A 17,187-nucleotide genomic window follows, 5' to 3' on the forward strand; every position below is an offset into this window, starting at 1 on the left:
CCAGCCGTGAATTCTCAAAGCCTCCTCTGCTGGTGGCGCTTGCGACGCGACAGTGTGGAATTCGACAGATTCCTTGGAACTCATAGGAGCCATCGGCGACAAGTTCTGCGCGAAGGAGACAAGTTGTTTGCGCGGCGACAACCCCCTACTGCGGCATGTCCACGAACCGCGAGAACATCCCGTGGAACGCCACCGTGATGGTGTCCGTCGGCCCGTTGCGGTGCTTGGCGACGATGAGGTCCGCCTCGCCCTGGCGCGGGTTGTCCTTCTCGTAGGCCGACTCACGGTGGAGCAGGATGACCATGTCGGCGTCCTGCTCGATCGATCCCGACTCGCGCAGATCCGAGATCTGCGGCTTCTTGTCGGCTCGCTGCTCGGGGCCTCGGTTCAGCTGGGACAGCGCGACGACGGGGACCTGGAGCTCCTTCGCCATGAGCTTCAGCGCACGCGAGAACTCGGAGACCTCCTGCTGGCGGCTCTCGACCTTCTTGCCCGAGGTCATCAGCTGCAGGTAGTCGATGACGACCATGCGCAGGTTGTGCTGCTGCTTGAGGCGGCGGCACTTGGCGCGGATCTCGACGAGGGTCATGTTGGGGGAGTCGTCGATGAAGAACGGGGCGTCGTTGATGCGGCCGCGGGTCTGCGCGATGGTGGTCCAGTCGCGGGAGTCGACGGTGCCCTTGCGCATGTTCTGCAGCGGCACGCTCGACTCGGCGGAGAGCAGGCGCATGGCGATCTCGGCGCGCCCCATCTCGAGCGAGAAGAACGCGGCGGTCTCGTTGTGCTTGACGGCGGCCGCGCGGCAGAGGTCGAGCGCGAGCGTTGACTTCCCGAGCGCGGGGCGCGCGGCGATGATGATGAGCTGACCGGGGTGGAACCCGTTGGTCAGGCCGTCGAGCTGCGCGAACCCGGTGGGCACGCCGGTCATCTGGCCGTCGCGGCCCTTCGCGGCCTCGATCTCGTCGAGGGCGGCGGAGATGGCGTCGGTGAGGGGGACGTAGTCCTCGGTCTGCACCCCGCCGGCGACGTTGTAGACCTCGGCCTGGGCGCTGTTGACCAGGTCGGTGACCTCGCCCTCGCTGGCGTAGCCCATCTGCACGATGCGGGTGCCGGCGTCGACGAGACGGCGGAGCACGGCCTTCTCGGCCACGATGCCGGCGTAGTAGCCGGCGTTCGCGGCGGTCGGCACCATGCTGGTGACGCTGTGCAGGTACTCGGCACCGCCGGCGCGGGACAGCAGGCCGGTCTTGGTCAGCTCGTCGGTGACGGCGATGACGTCGGTGGGCTCGCCGTGCGAGTAGAGCGACAGGATCGCGTCGAAGATGACCTCGTGCTTGGGCACGTAGAAGTCGACGCCGCGGGCGGTCTCGATGACGTCGGCGACGGCGTCCTTCGACAGGAGCATGCCGCCGATGGTCGACTGCTCGGCGAGCAGGTCGTGCGGGGGAGTGCGTTCCATCCCGCCGCGCTCGGCGTAGTCCTGCGGCGCCGGGTCCAGATGCGCGATCGACACACGTTCTCCCTACTGTTCGGTCCACGCCGTCCGGCCCACGACCGTCCAGCTCCACACGACGTTCTACCGCCCACGTCCGACACCACACCCCTGGGTCCGGGTCGCTGGGCCAACGTAGGGGGCCAGAGTTATCCCCACAAAACGCCCCTGTGGATAACTCTGTGGAGGACGCGCCGAACACGCCGGGACAGTGTGTGCACAACTGTGGAGAGAGGTGTGGAAAGTAGGCCTGGGGAACATACTTTCGACTGTTTCATCGGGGGTTTTCGTTTCCACACTGTGTGTGGACAACCGGGGTTCAACGTGCAGTTGAAGGTTCCGATTTGACGTTTCCACTGTGTAAAACGACTTGACAAACCGCTGCTTGGGGAGAACCTTCCCGGCTGGCTCCCAGGCGGGCGCGTACCCCCGCCGGAAGTAACCGCCCAGCGGAGTCCTCAGCCCGCGCAGGCATCGGACGCGGAACCCGCAGACGAAGCCACCGCGGACGACACCGATGCCGACTCGGACGACACCGACACCGACGCCGACGCCGACACCACCGACACCACCGACACCACCGACACCACCGACACCGAAGCGAACATCGACGCCGCCGACGCCGCTGACACCGACGCTGCCGATCACCCAGCCAGCGACGAGGCCGCCGACTCCGCCCGCGTCCCCGCGGCCCCCGCGGAGCCAGCCCGCGTCGTCGCCGACACCATCGGCACCTGCAGCGTCGACGCCAGGCCCGTCCCGAGGTGGACGAGAGCGGAGCCGGGCACGATCCGCGTCGAGATCGATGACCGGGCGATCCGCACGCCGATCAGGTCGCCGGCCAGCGTGTCCTGCGGCGAGAGCAGGGCCCCACGCCGGTTCTTCTTCGCGTCGACCTGCCACCCGCCGAAGCCCGCCGCGAGCCCCGTCGTGTTGCCGCCGAGCAGCATGCCCTGCCGGTTGTCGACGGCGGCCCGCCCCCAGTCGCGCAGCCACCGTGCGGCGGAGCAGTCGATGAGGAGCTCCCCGTCGTCGACGACGAGCACGACGGGCGTGCCGTCCGGCGTGAGCACGGGTTCGAGCTGTTCCTGCGTGACGTCGTCGCCGGTGAACACCGCGCGCACGCCCGGCAGTCCGGCGAGGTCCCGGACCGCTCCCTGGCGCGGAGCGAGCGCCACGAGGGTCGTCCCACCGACGAGCAACGAGCGCGCCATGGCGGCGAGCATGGTCGACCGGCCCGACCGCGAGGGACCTGCGACCAGGAAGGTGCCGCCTCCGGTGGACAGGTCGACGGTCTGCAGCTCCATGTCGTCGCCGCCGATGCCGGTGACGGCGACCATCGGTGCGGGCTCCGGCGCCGACGACAGCTCGAGTGCGCCGTCGAGGTCCAGGTCCTTCGGCAGGGCGTCCACCCGGAACGGCCGCGGCGACGGCGGCACGGGTGCGGCCGCGCGCAGCTCGTTCGCCAGGTCCCGCACGGCGGTGGTCTGGCCCTGCCCGGAGACGTCCGTGCCGAGGGTGGCGAACTGCACCTCGATGCCGGAGTCGGCGCGGAAGCCGCGTCCGGCCGGGATCGACGCGGGCAGCTTCCGGTGGTTGATCCCGCCGAGCGAGTAGTCGAGCCGGTCGGTCAGCCGCATCACGATCTTGTCGTCGGTGAGCGTCGACATGCGCGACGACAGCAGCGTCCGGTCGCCGGAGACGACGACGTGGATGCCGGCGGCGGCGCCGTCGCGCAGCATCGACTGGATCGAGTCGGTGAGGACCCCGCCGTCGACCTCGCCGAGCGAGGTGGTGAAGTTCTCCCACCGGTCGATGAGCACGAGCACGTGCGGCAGCTGCTCCCCGGCCGCGGCGAGCAGTCGCTGCTCGGTGATGTCGGCCGCGGACGCCGCCGCGATGAGGTCGTGGCGACGGGCCATCTCGCGCGTCAGCCGGTCGACGAGCCGGGTCGCGCGCTCGACCTGCGTGCGCTGCACGACGGCTCCGCAGTGCGGCAGCTGCTGCAGCGAGGCGAGCGCACCGTTGCCGCAGTCGATGGCGTAGAGGTGCAGGTCCGACGACGCGATCGAGCGCGCCGCCGACGCCGCGATCCCGCGCAGTGCCGACGACCGGCCGGACCCGGGCGCACCGACGACGAACTGGTGGGTGAACTTCGCCAGGTCGATCTCGGCGGCGCGCTGCTCCTGGGTGTCCGGCAGGTCCTCGAGCCCGAACGGGAACCGCAGGCTCTCGGTCGCGGCGGTCGCCCGACGGCGGTCGCCGACCGACGCCGACGCGACCTCGGTGAGCGGCAGGAGCTCGGGCAGCGGCGGCAGCCAGGGGCTGTGCACGCTGCCGATCCCGAGCCGGTCCCGGGCGTCGACCATCGCCTGCACCAGGACGGACAGGTCCGTGGCGGCCGTCGCGCGGTCGCTCCGGACCGGTCGGGCGGGCGGTGCGGTCGCGAAGTCCCGCCAGTCGAGCACGCGGACGAACGGGAGGCCCGTGGCCGGGTCCTCCTCGCCGGCCCACCGACCGCCGACGCGAGCCGACTGGAACGGCACCACCGACGAGTGCCCGAGGCGCGCGTACGCACGCCCCGGCACGCTCTTCGGGATCCGTGCAGCGTCGGCGACGTCGATGACGTCGCTGCTCTCCCCGGAGTCCGTCATGCGCAGGGCTACGCGCAGGTTCGTGTTCGCGCGGATGTCCGGGCCGACGACCCCGCCGGGCCGCTGGGTCGCCAGGATGAGGTGCACACCGAGCGAGCGCCCGCGCTGGGCGATGCCGATGAGGCCCGTGACGAAGTCGGGCAGCTCGGTGACCATCGCCGCGAACTCGTCGATCACGAGCACGAGCCGGGGCATCGCCTCGCCGGCGCCGCCGCGTTCCAGGTGCGCCTCGTGGTCCTCGATGTCCTTCGCGCCGGACGCCGCCAGGATGTGCTCGCGGCGGGTGAGCTCGGCACGCAGGGACCGGAGCGCACGTTCCACCAGGTGCTGGTCGAGGTCGGTGACGAGGCCGACGGTGTGCGGCAGGTCGGAGGCGACGCTGAACGCCGCACCGCCCTTGTAGTCCACGAGCACGAAGGTCATCCGGTCCGGGCGGTTCCGCAGGGCGAGCGAGGCGACGAGCGTCTGCAGGAACTCGGACTTGCCGGACCCGGTCGTGCCGGCGACCAGGCCGTGCGGGCCGTCCTTCACCAGGTCGAGCTCGAAGGCCCCGTCGATGCCGACGCCGACGACGGCCGAGGTGCTCGTACCGCCCTCCGACCAGCGGTCGGCGACCAGGCGCCCGTCGGGCTGCGGCAGGTCGACGACGTCGAGCAGCCGTGCAGCGTCGGGGACGAGCCCGTCGCCGTCGGAGCCGCTCGTGTCGCGCAGCGGGGACACCGCCCGCGCGACGTCGTCGTACCAGTCGTCGCGGACCCGGTCGGCCAGGACGAGCTCGACGGGGGCGGCGAGCTGGCGGCGCAGGACGAGCTCGGTCGGCGTGCGGTGCGTCACGGTGGCGACGCACTCCTCGGGGAGCTGCCACTCCTCGTCGTCGATGCAGACCAGGCGGATGCCGCACGCGGGGCCGTCGCGCAGCAGGCCGACGACGCCGGGCATGGCGCGCAGTCGGCGGGCGCCGTCGAGCACGACGACGATCTCGGGGGAGAACCGGGAGCGGTTCATCCCGTTCTTCGCGCGTTCCGCCCGGCGTTCGGCCAGCACCTGGGTGAGCTCGGCCAGCCGCCGGCCGATCGACTCACCGTCAGCGCCGATGAGCGCGAGGGCTTCCTGGCCCGCCGTCGGCCGCACGTGGGGCAGCCAGGTCGTCCATGCCCACGCCGGCATGTGTTGCTGCGCGGTGAGCACGACGAACTGCACCTCGCGCGGGCTCTGCGTCACGGCGAGCTGCCCGAGCACCCACCGGCCGAGGTCACGCGGGGCGTCCCCGGCGCCGGCGATCCCGAGCACGCCGACCTCGGCGAGCGGCACCGTGACCGGGACGCCGAGGGTCGTGCGCGGCACGTCGGCCAGACCGTCGAGGTCGCGGTCGTCCACGACGGTCACCGTGGACGGCAGGTCGCCGATGCCCACTCGGACGTGCAGGTGGTCGGTGTCGGACGGTCGCCGCTCCCACAGGCGTCGGCCGGGCGTGCTCGCCACGACCCGGAGCGATCCGGCGTCGAGCGCCGAGGTCCTCCGTTGGTCGCGTTCCGCGAGCACGGCGGCGTCGATCGCGGCCTCGAGCGCGGCGACGCGCTGCTTGTGCTCGGCGACCTGCTTGCGGTGGCTCTTCTTGCCGGTGCGCCGGCTGGTGACGGTCTGGCCGACCACCATGATCGGCGTCATCGCCGCGAACAGCAGGTAGAACGGCGAGTGGAAGACCGTCGCCATCACGATGCCGAACATCGCCGGCACGAAGACCATGATCCACGGGATGGCCGAGCGCTGCGGGGGGACCGGCGGCTTCGGGATCCGGAAGTTCGTCGTCAGGAACGGCGGGAGCAGTCGTGGCGGCCGGTTGAAGTCGAGCTGTCCCGAGTCCGGCGGGCGGAGCAGCATGCGGTCGACGACGGCGACCGGGCGGATCGTCAGGGCCGTGTCCCCGATCCGGACCAGGGCGTCGGGGATCCAGGGCACCCACTCCGCCCCGACCGGCTCCTGCTCCAGGGTCGGCGTGACCGAACCTGCCGGACCGGTTACGACTCCGGAGCCTTCCGCCTGCCGGACCGTCACGGTGCCGTCGAAGGCGATCCGTGCCTCCAGACCGGCGATCTCGTCGGCGTCCGCACCGACCACCGGGGCGCCGTCGTCGGCGACCGCGATCCGGTACGTGCCCGGCGACAGCCGGCGCGCTCGTCCCGCGTCCACACCGCCGACGGTGAGCAGGTGGACGATGCCGCGCTCGGACTCGGGTCGGTCCGCGCCGCCGACGTGCAGCACCGCACCGTCGACCAGGCCGCTCCGTGCGAACGGCACGTCGCCGTCCGGCGCGTCCGCCGGCATCGGCGCACCGCCCGTCCGGCGGGCGAGCGCGTCCACGACACCCCGCATGGGGGTTTGTCCGGACGCGTCGACCAGGACGTCCGACGACTCGCCGGTGACGTCGTCGACGACGGTGACGACGACGCGCATCAGGCGTCCGCCTCGGCGCCGTCGCGCTCGGTCACGGTGTCGGCGGTGACGGATGCCGCCAGCGGCACGGACAGCCCGAGCCCGGTCCACTGGACCGTCCCGAGCACGTCCGACACGTGCGTCCCGTCGCGACGGACCTCGAGCGTCCAGCGCGCGAGCGTGTGCGGCTCGGCCGCGACGCACGCCCAGCGACCGCCGGGCCGCTCGAGCAGCCGGACGAGTTCGCGGCCGTCCGCGCCGGCGGGCACGCGGGCGACGACCAGGAGGCCCGGGGTCGCGTCCGCCGTGACGGCCGCGATCGCGTCGCGCACCGACACCGCCGTGCCCGCGTCCGACGCGCCGCCCACGCTGAGCACGGCCGTCCCGGTCGCCCACGGATCGGTCCGGACCTGGTCGACGATCCGCTGGAGCAACGCGGCGCGGGCCGGGCGCTCCCCGCGGAGCGCGACGACCCCGCGCACCCGGCGCAGGTCGACCAGGACGGTCTCGTCCCCGTCGGTGCCGAGCGAGACGACGGTGGCGAACTCGGTCGGCGCCGCCGCCACGAGCGGCACGGCCTGCAGCGCCCACATCGGCGCGGTCCAGGACCGTCCGTCGGGCGTGGCCGTCCACGGCTGCGGCGGTGCGATCGTCGGTGAGGCCAGGTCGAGCCGCACCGTCGTGCCGACCGTCATCCGGACCGCTCCGGGGAAGACGACCCCGGCGTTCGCGCACGACGCGTCGACGGAGCGGAGCACCCGGTCGACGGCCCACGGCGCTGCCGGGTCGCGACGCACCTGGTCGGCCCACGCGAGCGCGTCGGTCGCGGTCCGCCGACGGACGGCGACGATCGTGGGGATGACGAAGGCGAGCGCGCCGAGGAACAGCACGACCGCCATCGTCAGCAGCAGGTGCGACTGCGGCTCGACGAAGGACCAGTTCACGCGGCGCCCCCGAGTTCGGCGAGCCGACGTTCCAGCGCGGTCGGCTCCACCCCGGGCACGTCGGTCCAGCGGAAGGTCGTCACGATCGCGTCGAACAGGGCGACCAGGGCGTCGGTGAGCCGGTCGTCGGCTTCGGGCAGGCTGATCGCCGAGAACGACAGGACGACCCACCGCCCCGGACGGTGCGGCACCGGGATCGTGTACACGACCTGCCGGTCGTCCACGACGGGCAGCTCGGCGCCGAGCTCCGGAAGCTCCGCTGCCGGGTCGGCGCGACGGATGACGGTCTCGGTCCGCGCGGCGATCCCGCCGTCGACCTCGCGGATCCCCGGGTCCTCGTCGTCGCGCCGGTCGGGCAGCGCGTCCGCCAGGATCTGGGCGATCACCTGCTCCGGAGATTCCTCGGACTCGTCCTCCGCCTCGGTCTCGATGATCGACACCGGCGGCGTGTACCCGTCGACGGGTTGCACGGGCAGGTAGACCGCCGTCGCGCCGTTGTCGCCGGCCTCGGCCACCGTGGCGACGAGCCGCTTGCGCATCTCCTGGCGCAGGGGCTCCGCCCGGTCGCGGGGCAGGTCGTCGGGGAGCGCGCGGGCGATGACCTCGCGGACCACCGCGCCGAGCTCCTGGCGGTCCTCCTCGCGGGCGGGCAGACGCGCCCACCCCGGCGGGACGACCATGAAGAAGGACGCGGTCAGGTCGGTCATGCGTGCACCTCGTTCCGGATGGCTCCGATCAGGCCGACGAGTTCCCCACCGAAGACGGGGACGACGTCGAGGTCGCTGGTTCGCCAGAGGACGCGGGTGTCGACGTCCACCGGCCCGTCGGCCCCGGTGAGCGTCTCCCGACGGACGGCGCAGACGGTGGCCCAGATCGCGCCGCTGTCGTCGAGGTCGTAGCGGGTGACGATCGGCCCCTCGCCGCCCACGTGCTCGGGCAGCTCGTCGACGGCCGGCCGCTCGACCGGCAGCCCGCCCTCTGCGCCCGCGAGCTCGAGCAGGCTCTCGCCGCCCGGTTCCGCCACGCCGACCGACACCACCACCGGCAGCGGCCACCGGTTCGGCACACCGAGCCCCGCGACGAGGCGGCCCTCGGTGCCGAGCGCCGCCCGGAACTCGAGCAGGGTGTCGAGCGCCGCGACCGGGTCGACCTGTCGGCCGTCGTCGAACACGCGGTCCTCGCCCTCCGCCGCGTCGTCCACGCGGACGACGGCGGCGAAGAGCTCGAGCACCTCGGCGCGCCACGCGGGCGTCGCGCCCTCGGTGTCCGGCACGACGAGCCACTGGGGGATCTCGACGTCGATGCGCGAGGTGAGGACGGGTGTCGGGGTCATGTGCTCCACTGCTTGTCTCGGGTGACGTCGGGCCGGGCGGGTCCCCGGCTCAGACGGAGATCGGGTGCTTCGTCGCGTTCCAGTCGTCGGTCCACGGGCGCTTCGTGTCGGCGCCGTCACCGACGGGGTTGAGGACGAGGCCGGCGATCGAGTAGTTGCGGCCCCAGACGCTCAGGCCGCCGTTCACGTAGGTGTGCCACTTCGGCGCACTCGACGCCAGCGTGCCGATCCCGTTCGCGCCGCCCCACTTGCTCAGGTCGTTGCGCAGGATCTGGAAGTCCACGCCGCCGATGCGTTCCGCCCAACCAGTGAACCCCTGCCGGGTGAACAGGTCGGAACCGAACTGCTTCCGGACCATGGCCACGTCGTTGCGGAACACCGTGCCGAACTTCGACAGGTTCCACCACATGGGGTTGTCCTTGAACTTGTCGAGCACGTCGTCCATCCGCTTGATCGCGATCTGCGTCACGTCGCCGTCGAGCTTGTCGGCGACCTGCAGTGCGTCGTGGGCGTCGTCCAGGCTCTTGGTCTTCGTGAGCCACCCGCCGATGGCGTCGTTCCGGAGCTTCGAGATCTTCCCCAGGTCGACCTTCAGGCCGTTCTGCACCGCCGACTTGCTCGCCGTGATGCCCTTGCTGACCGCGACCGACGTCGCCTTGGTGACGCCGACGCCGACGCCGAGGGTCACGACGCCGACGACCGCCATCACCAGGTCGAAGACGTTGCCCTCGCCGAGCGCCGTCAGCCCGATCTGCGCGACCAGGCTCACCCCGGCCGCGACCGCACCCATGATCGCGAGGACCCCGACGCCGGGGATGAGGATCGCCAGCGCTGCGAGGGCGATGCCGATGTAGGTGAAGATCTTGACGAGGATCTTGAGCAGCTTCGAGAAGAAGGCCTTGATCTTGTCGCCGAGGGTGTCGTGCAGCCCGTCGTGCCAGGCACCGCGGATGGTCGACGAGGCGGCCTTGCCCGCGGCGTTCAGGGCGTCGACCGCGCGCCGGAGGCGGGCCTTCGCGGCGTCGGCACTGTCGTTCGCCGACGTCTCGGCCCGGTGCTTCGCGTCGATCTGGCCCTGCTCGTCGTCGGTGAGCGGCGGGGCGTCCGACGCACGGCCCTGTGAGGGGTCGGCCATCCCGTTCGCCCGCGCCCCGGCCGCCGCGGCGTCCTCGGCGTCGTGCAGGGCCGCCGCGGACTCGTCGAGCGCCTGCTCGAGGCTCGGCACGTACCCGGTCAGGGCGTCGCGGATGGCCTCGTAGCGCCCGGCCATCTTCTGCAGGGACTCCGCGACCTCCTTGCTCTTCTTGCGGACGGCGTTCGCGGTCTCGCCCTTGAACTGCGACTCGTCGCCGTCGCCGATGCTCTTGAGCACGGCGGCCTCGCTCGTGATCTCGTCGGCGATGGTCGTGTAGTAGTGCACGAGGTCGTTCACCACGGGGACGTCGGCGATCACCGGGTCCGTGGACTCCCCGAGCAGCGCCCAGTCCCCTCCGCGTGCCGGCATCAGGCGGCCTGCCCGTCGGCCGGGTGCTCCTCGGTGGACAGCTTGTCGTGCAGGTCCTGCTCGAGTGACGCCCAGTTGTCCGATGCCTTCTGCATCTTCTCGTGCAGGTCCTTCACGGCGCCCTTCATCTTGTTCCGGTGGATCTTCCAGTCACCGGAGAAGTCGTGCATCGCCTTCTGCACGTCGTGCTGGCCGTAGACCTCCTGGAGCTCGCGCTCGTCGGACTTCTGGTGCTCCAGCTCGTCGGAGATGTGCTGCAGTTTCGCGGCCGAGTCCTCGAGGACGGCCTTCGTGATGATGAGGTCTGCCATGGGTGCTCCTGGTCGGTGAACGGGATCGGAACCGGATCGGCCCCGGCCCCGTCGGTGTCGACGAGGCCGGGACCGCTGCGGTGGGACCTACTTGATCGCGTTCGCGAGCTCCTGGTCGGTCTGCTGCAGCGCCTCGGACGCCTTGTTGAGGTACATCGACATGCCCTCGAGACCCTCGATGGTCTTCGTCGCGCCGTCGTTGAACTCCTGGTACGAGTTGCCGAAGGCGACCGACGACTGGTCGGTCACGTAGCCGCCGGAGATGAGCGAGTCGACCAGCGACTTCAGCTCACGCAGCTTCGAGGTGATGTCCTGCTCGCCGTTGACGAGGCGGGTCGCGGCGTCCTGCATCTCGCCGTAGGTCACGTTCAAGTTGGGCATGGCCTGCTCCTGCTGTTCGTCTGCACCCCCCGGTCGAGGGACAGGACCGAGGTTATTTCAGGCCGGAACCACTTCGCGGGGTACGTTTTCGCAGCAGCGGGTGCCGGAGCCGTGCACACCGATGTGCACATTCCAGTATTCCGGCAGCACCGCGCGGTCGATCCCCGTCGGTATTCACATGTCACCGATGCACGAAAATCCTGGTCATCGGCGTGTCGCGGGGTCCGCGGACGGCGAGAGTCCCCCCGACGGGGGACACCCGACGTCCGTCAGAACCCGTGGACGAGCTGCCCCGAGGCGTCCTTGTAGCCCGGGACCCGCTCCTGGTCGGAGCCCCACCCGGTCGGCTTGATGCCCTGGCCGTACGAGAACGTGTTCATCCAGCTCGCCACCACCCGCCCGCCGGCGGCGTACTTGTGCCAGTTCGGCAGGGCGGCGATGTCGACGCCGTGGTCGCGCTTCATGGCGACCTTCATGGCGTCCATCTCGATCTGCCGGTCGACGCTCATCAGGCGCTGCCACTGCCAGCCCTTGCCGTCCTTCGCGAAGACGTCGCGGATCTTGGCCTTGTCGTCGTTCCAGAGCGCGCGGTTCGGCCGCCACCAGTTCGGCTTCTCCTTGAAGCCGCCGAGCGTGTTCTTCCCCATCGTCGCGATGCGGGCGTCCGTCAGCCGGTTGATGTGCCGGTTGATCGTGGTGACGGTCCGCAGCGCGCCGGGGTCACGCAGGGTGTCCTTGATCGCGACGGCCCGGACGTCCTGCAGCTTCTTGATCTTGTCGAGGTTCGTCTTCGCGAAGCCCTGCATCCCCTTGCCGAGTCCGGCCGTCTTCGCCAGCGACGCGACCTTGGTGAGTCCGGCGCCGACGCCGACGAGCACGACCCCGACCGCCGAGGTGATGACGTCGAGCCACGAACCCTCGCCCATCCCCGCCAGCGTGATGTTGAGCACGAGCGTGACCGCCGCGGCGACCGCCGCCATGAACGTGAGCATGCCGACGCCGGGGATGAGGATCGCCAGGGCCGCGAGGGCGATGCCGATGTAGGTGAAGATCTTGACGAGGATCTTCAGCAGCTTCGAGAAGAACGCCTTGATCTTGTCGCCGAGGGTGTCGTGCAGCCCGTCGTCCCACGCGGCCCGGATCGTCGACGCCGCTGCCTTGCCGGCCGCGTCCACCCCGTCGACCGCCCGCCGCAACCGCGCGACCGCGGCGTCGGCGCCGTCCTTCGCGCTGCTCGTGGCGCGCGCCTTGGCGTCGATCGCCCCCTGCTCGTCGTCGGTCAGCGGCGGCGCGTCCTGCGCGCGGCCCTGGCCGGGGTCGGGCATCGCGCCGGCCCGGGCACCGGCGGCCGAGGCGTCCTCGGCGTCGCGCAGGGCGGCTGCCGACTCGGTCAGTGCCGTCTCGAGCTCGGGCAGGTAGCCGGTCAGGGCGTCGCGGATCGCGTCGTACCGGCCGGACATCCGCTGCAGGGACTCGGCGACCTCCTTGCTCTTCTTCCGGACCGCGTCGGCGGACTCGCCCTTGAACTGCGACTCGTCGCCGTCGCCGATCCTGCGGAGGACGTCCGCCTCAGAGGTGATCTCCTGGGCCATCGTCGTGTAGTAGTTCACGAGTTCGTGCACGGTCGGCACGTCCGCGACGATCGGGTCGGACCCCTCGTGCAGCAACGCCCAGTTGCCACCGCGTGCCGGCATCAGGCGGCCTGCCCGTCGGTCGGCTGCGCCTCGGTGTCGAGCTTGTCCGTCAGGTCCGTCTCGAGCTCGGTCCAGTGCTCCGTGGACTTCTGCATCTTGTCGTGCAGGTCCCTCACGGCGCCCTTCATCTTGTTCCGGTGGATCTTCCAGTCACCGGAGAAGTCGTGCATCGCCTTCTGCACGTCGTGCTGGCCGTAGATCTCGGTCAGGGCACGGTCGTCCGACCTCTGGTGCTCGAGCTCGTCGGAGATGTGCTGCAGCTTGGTCGCGGAGTCCTCGAGGACGGCGCGGGTGATGATGAGGTCTGCCATGGGTGCTCCCGGTCGTGGGCTGGACGCGGAGGGCGCCCGGGGTCACCACGCGTGCGACCCCGGGCGGACCGACTACTTGATCGCGTTCGCGAGCTCCTGGTCGGTCTGCTGCAGCGCCTCGGACGCCTTGTTGAGGTACATCGACATGCCCTCGAGACCCTCGATGGTCTTCGTCGCGCCGTCGTTGAACTCCTGGTACGAGTTGCCGAAGGCGACTGACGACTGGTCGGTCACGTAGCCGCCGGAGATGAGCGAGTCGACCAGCGACTTCAGCTCACGCAGCTTCGAGGTGATGTCCTGCTCGCCGTTGACGAGGCGGGTCGCGGCGTCCTGCATCTCGCCGTAGGTCACGTTCAAGTTGGGCATGGCCTGCTCCTGTTCACGGTGTTCGACACCCCCGGGTCCGGAGGCCGGGATGACGCTATCGGCTCCTCGACCCCCGAACGGGGGTGTTCAAGTGGTGTTCACCGCAACTTCCACCAGCGGTGCGCGCACGAGAAGAACGTGCGTCGGGCAGGAGAACCAGCCGTGTCGACGACGTGACGCCCGGGAACGACGGAAGGCGGGCCTCCCGAGAGGGGAGACCCGCCTTCCGACGGAACGAGGTCGCGCTACTTGGCGGCGACGACCTTGAGCGAGATCACGGCAGTGATGTCCTCGCGCAGACGCACGGTGGCCTCGTGGTCACCGACGGTCTTGATGGTCGCGGGGACCTCGACCTTGCGCTTGTCGAGCGAGCCGACGCCCTGCGCCTGGACGGCGTCAGCGACGTCGCCCGGACGGACGGAGCCGAACAGACGGCCGTCCTTGCCGGCCTTGACCGACAGCTGGATGGTGGCGTTCTCGAGCTTCATCTTGAGGTCCTGTGCCTCTTCGATGGTGGCGAGCTCGCGCGCGGTACGCGCAGCACGGATCGACTCGACCTGCTTCTCGCCGCCCTTGGACCACGCGACAGCGAAGCCCTGGGGGATGAGGTAGTTGCGGGCGTAGCCGTTCTTGACGTCGACGACGTCACCGGCGGAACCGAGGCCGGAGACCTCGTGGGTGAGGATGAGCTTCGACATGTGTCGACCTCCGATCAGCGGCCGGAGCCGGCGTAGGGGAGGAGCGCCATCTCACGGGCGTTCTTCACGGCACGGGCGATGAGGCGCTGCTCCTGGACGGAGACGCCGGTGATGCGACGGGCGCGGATCTTCCCACGCTCCGAGATGAACTTGCGAAGGGTCGCGACGTCCTTGTAGTCGATGACGCCGACCTTGATCGACTTCGCGGGAGCGGCGTTCTTGCCGCCCTTACCGCGAGGCTTCCGGCGATCGCCGGTGCTCTTTCCAGCCATTGTGTGTCCTTAAGAAGAAGAAGTTGTGTCCGTTGGATCGCTGAGGATCAGAACGGGGTCTCGTCGTCGAAGTTGCCGCCGGGGGTGGACCACACGTCGTTCGACTGTGCGTTCCCGCCACCCTGCTGGCCGCCCTGGGGGGACCAGGGCGCGTCCGACTGACCGCCGCCGGTGTTGCCGCCGCCGTTCCAGCCACCGTTGCCGCCGCCGGAGTTGCCCCCGCCGACCTGACCACGGCCACCGCCGCTGCCACCCGCTGCGCGGGTGATCTGGGCGGTCGCGTACCGGAGCGACGGGCCGATCTCGTCGACCTCGAGCTCGATGCTCGTGCGCTGCTGACCCTCACGGTCCTGGTAGGAACGCTGACGCAGACGGCCCTGCGCGATGACGCGCGAGCCCTTCGTCAGCGACCCCGCCACGTGCTCGGCGAACTCGCGCCACACACTCGCACGGAGGAACAGCGCGTCGCCGTCCTTCCACTCGTTCGCCTGACGGTCGAACGTGCGAGGGGTCGACGCGATGGTGAAGTTCGCCACGGCGAGCCCGTTCTGCGTGTAGCGCAGCTCGGGGTCCGCGGTGAGGTTGCCCACCACCGTGATGACGGTTTCGCCGGCCACGGGCTACTCGGCGCTCGCGGTCGCGGCCTGGGAGGCGTTGGCGGCCTTGCGGGCCGCACGCGCCTCGTCACGCTGCTTCTGGGCGGCGACCTGCGCGATGCCCTCTTCGGCGCGGAGGACCTTCGTGCGGAGCACGGCCTCGGAGAGACCGAGCTGACGGTCCAGCTCCTTGGCGGCCTCGGGGGTCGACGTGAAGTCGACGACGGCGTAGATGCCCTCGGACTTCTTGGCGATCTCGTAGGCGAGCCGGCGACGGCCCCAGACGTCCACGTTGTCGACGGTGCCACCGTCGTTGCGGATCACGGCCAGGAACTTGTCCAGGCTCGGAGCGACGGTGCGCTCGTCGATCTCGGGGTCGAGGATCGCCATCAGTTCGTACTGGTGCATGCGGAACCCACCTCCTCTGGTCTCAGCGGCCCCGGGCAGTTCCCGGGACAGGAGGGTTGATGCATGTGTACCGGTGCGCAGGAGCGCGGGCACAACCCCGCAAGCTTAGCGGACTGCCTGGAGGCGCGCCACCGGCCTGTGGGTCGGCTCGCGGAACCAGGTTCCGGACACCACACCGTGGAATCGCGCGGTTCGGAGTCCGGAACCTGGTTCCGGAGACTGCGGGCGAGCCCGTCAGCCGGCGTCGCGGGCCGCCCACCAGGCGCGGAGGCGGGCCTCGGCCACGTCCGCACCGAGCGGGCCGTCGTCCATCCGGGCCTCGAGCAGGAACCGGTACGCGTCACCGACGGCACGGCCCGGCGGGATGTCGAGGATCCGCATGATGTCGTCGCCGGTCAGGTCGGGACGCATCGCGTCGAGCTCCTCCTGTTCGGCGAGCACCGCGATCCGTGCCTCGAGGTCGTCGTAGGCGAAGGCCAGGCGGTCGGCCTTGCGGCGGTTGCGGGTGGTGACGTCGGAGCGGGTGAGCTCGTGCAGCCGTTCGAGCTGCGGGCCGGCGTCGCGGACGTAGCGGCGCACGGCGGAGTCGGTCCAGGCGCCCTCGGTGTACCCGAAGAAGCGCAGGTGCAGCTCGATCAACCGTGACACCGCGGCGATCGTGTCGTTGTCGAAGCGCAGGGCCCGCAGCCGCTTCTTCGCGAGCTTCGAGCCGACGAGGTCGTGGTGGTGAAAGCTCACGGCGCCGCCGGGTTCGAGCTTGCGCGTCGCGGGCTTGCCGATGTCGTGGAGCAGGGCGGCCAGGCGGAGCACGGTGTCCGGGGGGTCGTCGGCGTGCCGCTCGGCCTCGTGGCCGATGGCCTGCTCGAGCACCGTCAGGGAGTGCTCGTAGACGTCCTTGTGGTGGTGGTGCTCGTCGATCTCGAGCCGCATCTCGGGCAGCTCGGGCAGGACCCGCTCGGCGAGGCCGGTGTCCACGAGCAGGCGGATGCCGGGCACCGGGTCGCCCGTGTTCAGCAGCTTGACGAGCTCGTCGCGCACCCGCTCGGCGGACACGATGTCGATGGAGTCGACGAGGTCGTGCATGGCGGCGCGGACGTCGTCGTCGACGGTGAACCCGAGCTGCGCCGTGAACCGCGCCGCACGCATCATCCGGAGCGGGTCGTCGCGGAACGACACGACGGCGGCCTGCGGGGTGCGCAGGCGCGCGGCCAACAGGTCCTCGACGCCGCCGTGCACGTCGACGAGCTCGCGGGCCGGCAGCCGCAGCGCCATGGCGTTCACGGTGAAGTCGCGGCGCAGCAGGTCGTCCTGGATGGTGTCGCCGAACGCGACCTCGGGCTTGCGGGTCTCGCCGTCGTAGACGTCGCTGCGGTACGTCGTGATCTCGACCTGCTCGCCCCGCACGAGGGCGGCGATGGTGCCGAACTGCCGCCCGACGTCCCACGTGGTGGTCGCGATCGGTTCGACGACCGCCAGGATCTGGTCGGGACGGGCGTCGGTCGTGAAGTCGAGGTCGGTCACGGGGCGACCGAGGAACGCGTCGCGCACGGGGCCGCCGACGAGCGCCAGCTCGTGCCCGGCGTCGGCGAACACCCGAGCGAGGAGGGCGACGGGCTCGGTGGCGGCGAGTGCGTCGAGTCGTTCGACGGCCTGGGCAACGGACTGCATGACGGTCCTCATCCTCCCAGATCGAGGCCAGGAGTTCTCCACCGGTCCCGCGCGCACGGGCTGTGTTCATCGTCGCCCCTCGTACACTCGTGCTCGGCCCGCACCGACCCCGTGGCCCGCTC

The 17,187-nt window shown here is 70.8% G+C and carries 16 protein-coding genes; all 16 read right to left on the minus strand.

Translation table 11 applies throughout. The annotated features are described in order from the left end of the window. Window positions 1-145 precede the first annotated feature (145 nt). Window positions 146-1,513: a replicative DNA helicase gene (dnaB, locus tag DEI99_RS17045; RefSeq protein ID WP_071258770.1), complete on the minus strand. Its 1,368-nt coding sequence runs from the start codon at window positions 1,511-1,513 to the stop codon at window positions 146-148. Window positions 1,514-2,136: 623 nt separating this feature from the next. Continuing rightward, a complete protein-coding gene (locus tag DEI99_RS17050; RefSeq protein WP_111041770.1) occupies window positions 2,137-6,600 on the minus strand; it encodes an FtsK/SpoIIIE domain-containing protein in 4,464 nt (1,487 codons plus the stop codon). Continuing rightward, window positions 6,600-7,523, minus strand: a complete 924-nt coding sequence (locus DEI99_RS17055) for a hypothetical protein (protein WP_111041769.1) — start codon at window positions 7,521-7,523, stop codon at window positions 6,600-6,602. Before DEI99_RS17055 ends, DEI99_RS17050 begins: the two co-directional genes overlap by 1 nt. Further along, window positions 7,520-8,230 carry a hypothetical protein gene (locus tag DEI99_RS17060; RefSeq protein ID WP_111041768.1) on the minus strand — a complete coding sequence of 237 codons (711 nt, stop codon included), beginning with the start codon at window positions 8,228-8,230 and terminating at the stop codon, window positions 7,520-7,522. The genes DEI99_RS17055 and DEI99_RS17060 overlap by 4 nt, the downstream gene beginning before the upstream one ends. Then, entirely contained in the window at window positions 8,227-8,856 is a 630-nt protein-coding gene (locus DEI99_RS17065; protein ID WP_146247110.1) for a hypothetical protein, read from the minus strand. The genes DEI99_RS17060 and DEI99_RS17065 overlap by 4 nt, the downstream gene beginning before the upstream one ends. 49 nt (window positions 8,857-8,905) lie before the next feature. After that, entirely contained in the window at window positions 8,906-10,360 is a 1,455-nt protein-coding gene (locus DEI99_RS17070; RefSeq protein ID WP_111041766.1) for a hypothetical protein, read from the minus strand. Beyond that, a complete protein-coding gene (locus DEI99_RS17075; protein WP_111041765.1) occupies window positions 10,360-10,671 on the minus strand; it encodes a hypothetical protein in 312 nt (103 codons plus the stop codon). Before DEI99_RS17075 ends, DEI99_RS17070 begins: the two co-directional genes overlap by 1 nt. 87 nt (window positions 10,672-10,758) lie before the next feature. Continuing rightward, window positions 10,759-11,052: a WXG100 family type VII secretion target gene (locus DEI99_RS17080; RefSeq protein WP_071258728.1), complete on the minus strand. Its 294-nt coding sequence runs from the start codon at window positions 11,050-11,052 to the stop codon at window positions 10,759-10,761. Window positions 11,053-11,321: 269 nt separating this feature from the next. Further along, a complete protein-coding gene (locus DEI99_RS17085; RefSeq protein WP_111041764.1) occupies window positions 11,322-12,746 on the minus strand; it encodes a hypothetical protein in 1,425 nt (474 codons plus the stop codon). Then, window positions 12,746-13,057: a hypothetical protein gene (locus DEI99_RS17090; RefSeq protein WP_111041763.1), complete on the minus strand. Its 312-nt coding sequence runs from the start codon at window positions 13,055-13,057 to the stop codon at window positions 12,746-12,748. Before DEI99_RS17090 ends, DEI99_RS17085 begins: the two co-directional genes overlap by 1 nt. A 72-nt stretch (window positions 13,058-13,129) precedes the next feature. Then, window positions 13,130-13,423, minus strand: coding sequence for a WXG100 family type VII secretion target (locus DEI99_RS17095; protein WP_071258728.1), 294 nt, complete (start codon window positions 13,421-13,423; stop codon window positions 13,130-13,132). Window positions 13,424-13,668: 245 nt separating this feature from the next. After that, window positions 13,669-14,121, minus strand: a complete 453-nt coding sequence (rplI, locus tag DEI99_RS17100; protein WP_071258725.1) for a 50S ribosomal protein L9 — start codon at window positions 14,119-14,121, stop codon at window positions 13,669-13,671. A gap of 14 nt (window positions 14,122-14,135) precedes the next feature. Beyond that, complete coding sequence (gene rpsR / locus DEI99_RS17105; RefSeq protein ID WP_017887834.1) at window positions 14,136-14,393, minus strand: 30S ribosomal protein S18; 258 nt, start codon at window positions 14,391-14,393, stop codon at window positions 14,136-14,138. A gap of 47 nt (window positions 14,394-14,440) precedes the next feature. After that, window positions 14,441-15,010, minus strand: coding sequence for a single-stranded DNA-binding protein (locus DEI99_RS17110; protein ID WP_111041762.1), 570 nt, complete (start codon window positions 15,008-15,010; stop codon window positions 14,441-14,443). Between the two features lie 3 nt (window positions 15,011-15,013). After that, window positions 15,014-15,397: a 30S ribosomal protein S6 gene (gene rpsF, locus DEI99_RS17115; RefSeq protein WP_071258718.1), complete on the minus strand. Its 384-nt coding sequence runs from the start codon at window positions 15,395-15,397 to the stop codon at window positions 15,014-15,016. 234 nt (window positions 15,398-15,631) lie between these two features. Continuing rightward, window positions 15,632-17,065, minus strand: a complete 1,434-nt coding sequence (locus DEI99_RS17120; RefSeq protein WP_111041761.1) for a CCA tRNA nucleotidyltransferase — start codon at window positions 17,063-17,065, stop codon at window positions 15,632-15,634. Window positions 17,066-17,187 lie beyond the last annotated feature (122 nt).

Origin of the sequence: Curtobacterium sp. MCLR17_036 (assembly GCF_003234445.2) — a bacterium.
In the GTDB taxonomy this organism is placed as follows: Bacteria; Actinomycetota; Actinomycetes; order Actinomycetales; family Microbacteriaceae; genus Curtobacterium.

What these genes read in the sequence shown, in the direction of transcription:
- DEI99_RS17050 (WP_111041770.1), bottom strand. Translation starts at nt 6,600, where the DNA reads ATGCGCGTCGTCGTCACCGTCGTCGACGACGTCACCGGCGAGTCGTCG.
- DEI99_RS17060 (WP_111041768.1), bottom strand. Translation starts at nt 8,230, where the DNA reads ATGACCGACCTGACCGCGTCCTTCTTCATGGTCGTCCCGCCGGGGTGG.
- DEI99_RS17065 (WP_146247110.1), bottom strand. Translation starts at nt 8,856, where the DNA reads ATGACCCCGACACCCGTCCTCACCTCGCGCATCGACGTCGAGATCCCC.
- DEI99_RS17070 (WP_111041766.1), bottom strand. Translation starts at nt 10,360, where the DNA reads ATGCCGGCACGCGGAGGGGACTGGGCGCTGCTCGGGGAGTCCACGGAC.
- DEI99_RS17075 (WP_111041765.1), bottom strand. Translation starts at nt 10,671, where the DNA reads ATGGCAGACCTCATCATCACGAAGGCCGTCCTCGAGGACTCGGCCGCG.
- DEI99_RS17080 (WP_071258728.1), bottom strand. Translation starts at nt 11,052, where the DNA reads ATGCCCAACTTGAACGTGACCTACGGCGAGATGCAGGACGCCGCGACC.
- DEI99_RS17085 (WP_111041764.1), bottom strand. Translation starts at nt 12,746, where the DNA reads ATGCCGGCACGCGGTGGCAACTGGGCGTTGCTGCACGAGGGGTCCGAC.
- DEI99_RS17090 (WP_111041763.1), bottom strand. Translation starts at nt 13,057, where the DNA reads ATGGCAGACCTCATCATCACCCGCGCCGTCCTCGAGGACTCCGCGACC.
- DEI99_RS17095 (WP_071258728.1), bottom strand. Translation starts at nt 13,423, where the DNA reads ATGCCCAACTTGAACGTGACCTACGGCGAGATGCAGGACGCCGCGACC.
- rplI (WP_071258725.1), bottom strand. Translation starts at nt 14,121, where the DNA reads ATGTCGAAGCTCATCCTCACCCACGAGGTCTCCGGCCTCGGTTCCGCC.
- rpsR (WP_017887834.1), bottom strand. Translation starts at nt 14,393, where the DNA reads ATGGCTGGAAAGAGCACCGGCGATCGCCGGAAGCCTCGCGGTAAGGGC.
- rpsF (WP_071258718.1), bottom strand. Translation starts at nt 15,397, where the DNA reads ATGCACCAGTACGAACTGATGGCGATCCTCGACCCCGAGATCGACGAG.
- DEI99_RS17120 (WP_111041761.1), bottom strand. Translation starts at nt 17,065, where the DNA reads ATGCAGTCCGTTGCCCAGGCCGTCGAACGACTCGACGCACTCGCCGCC.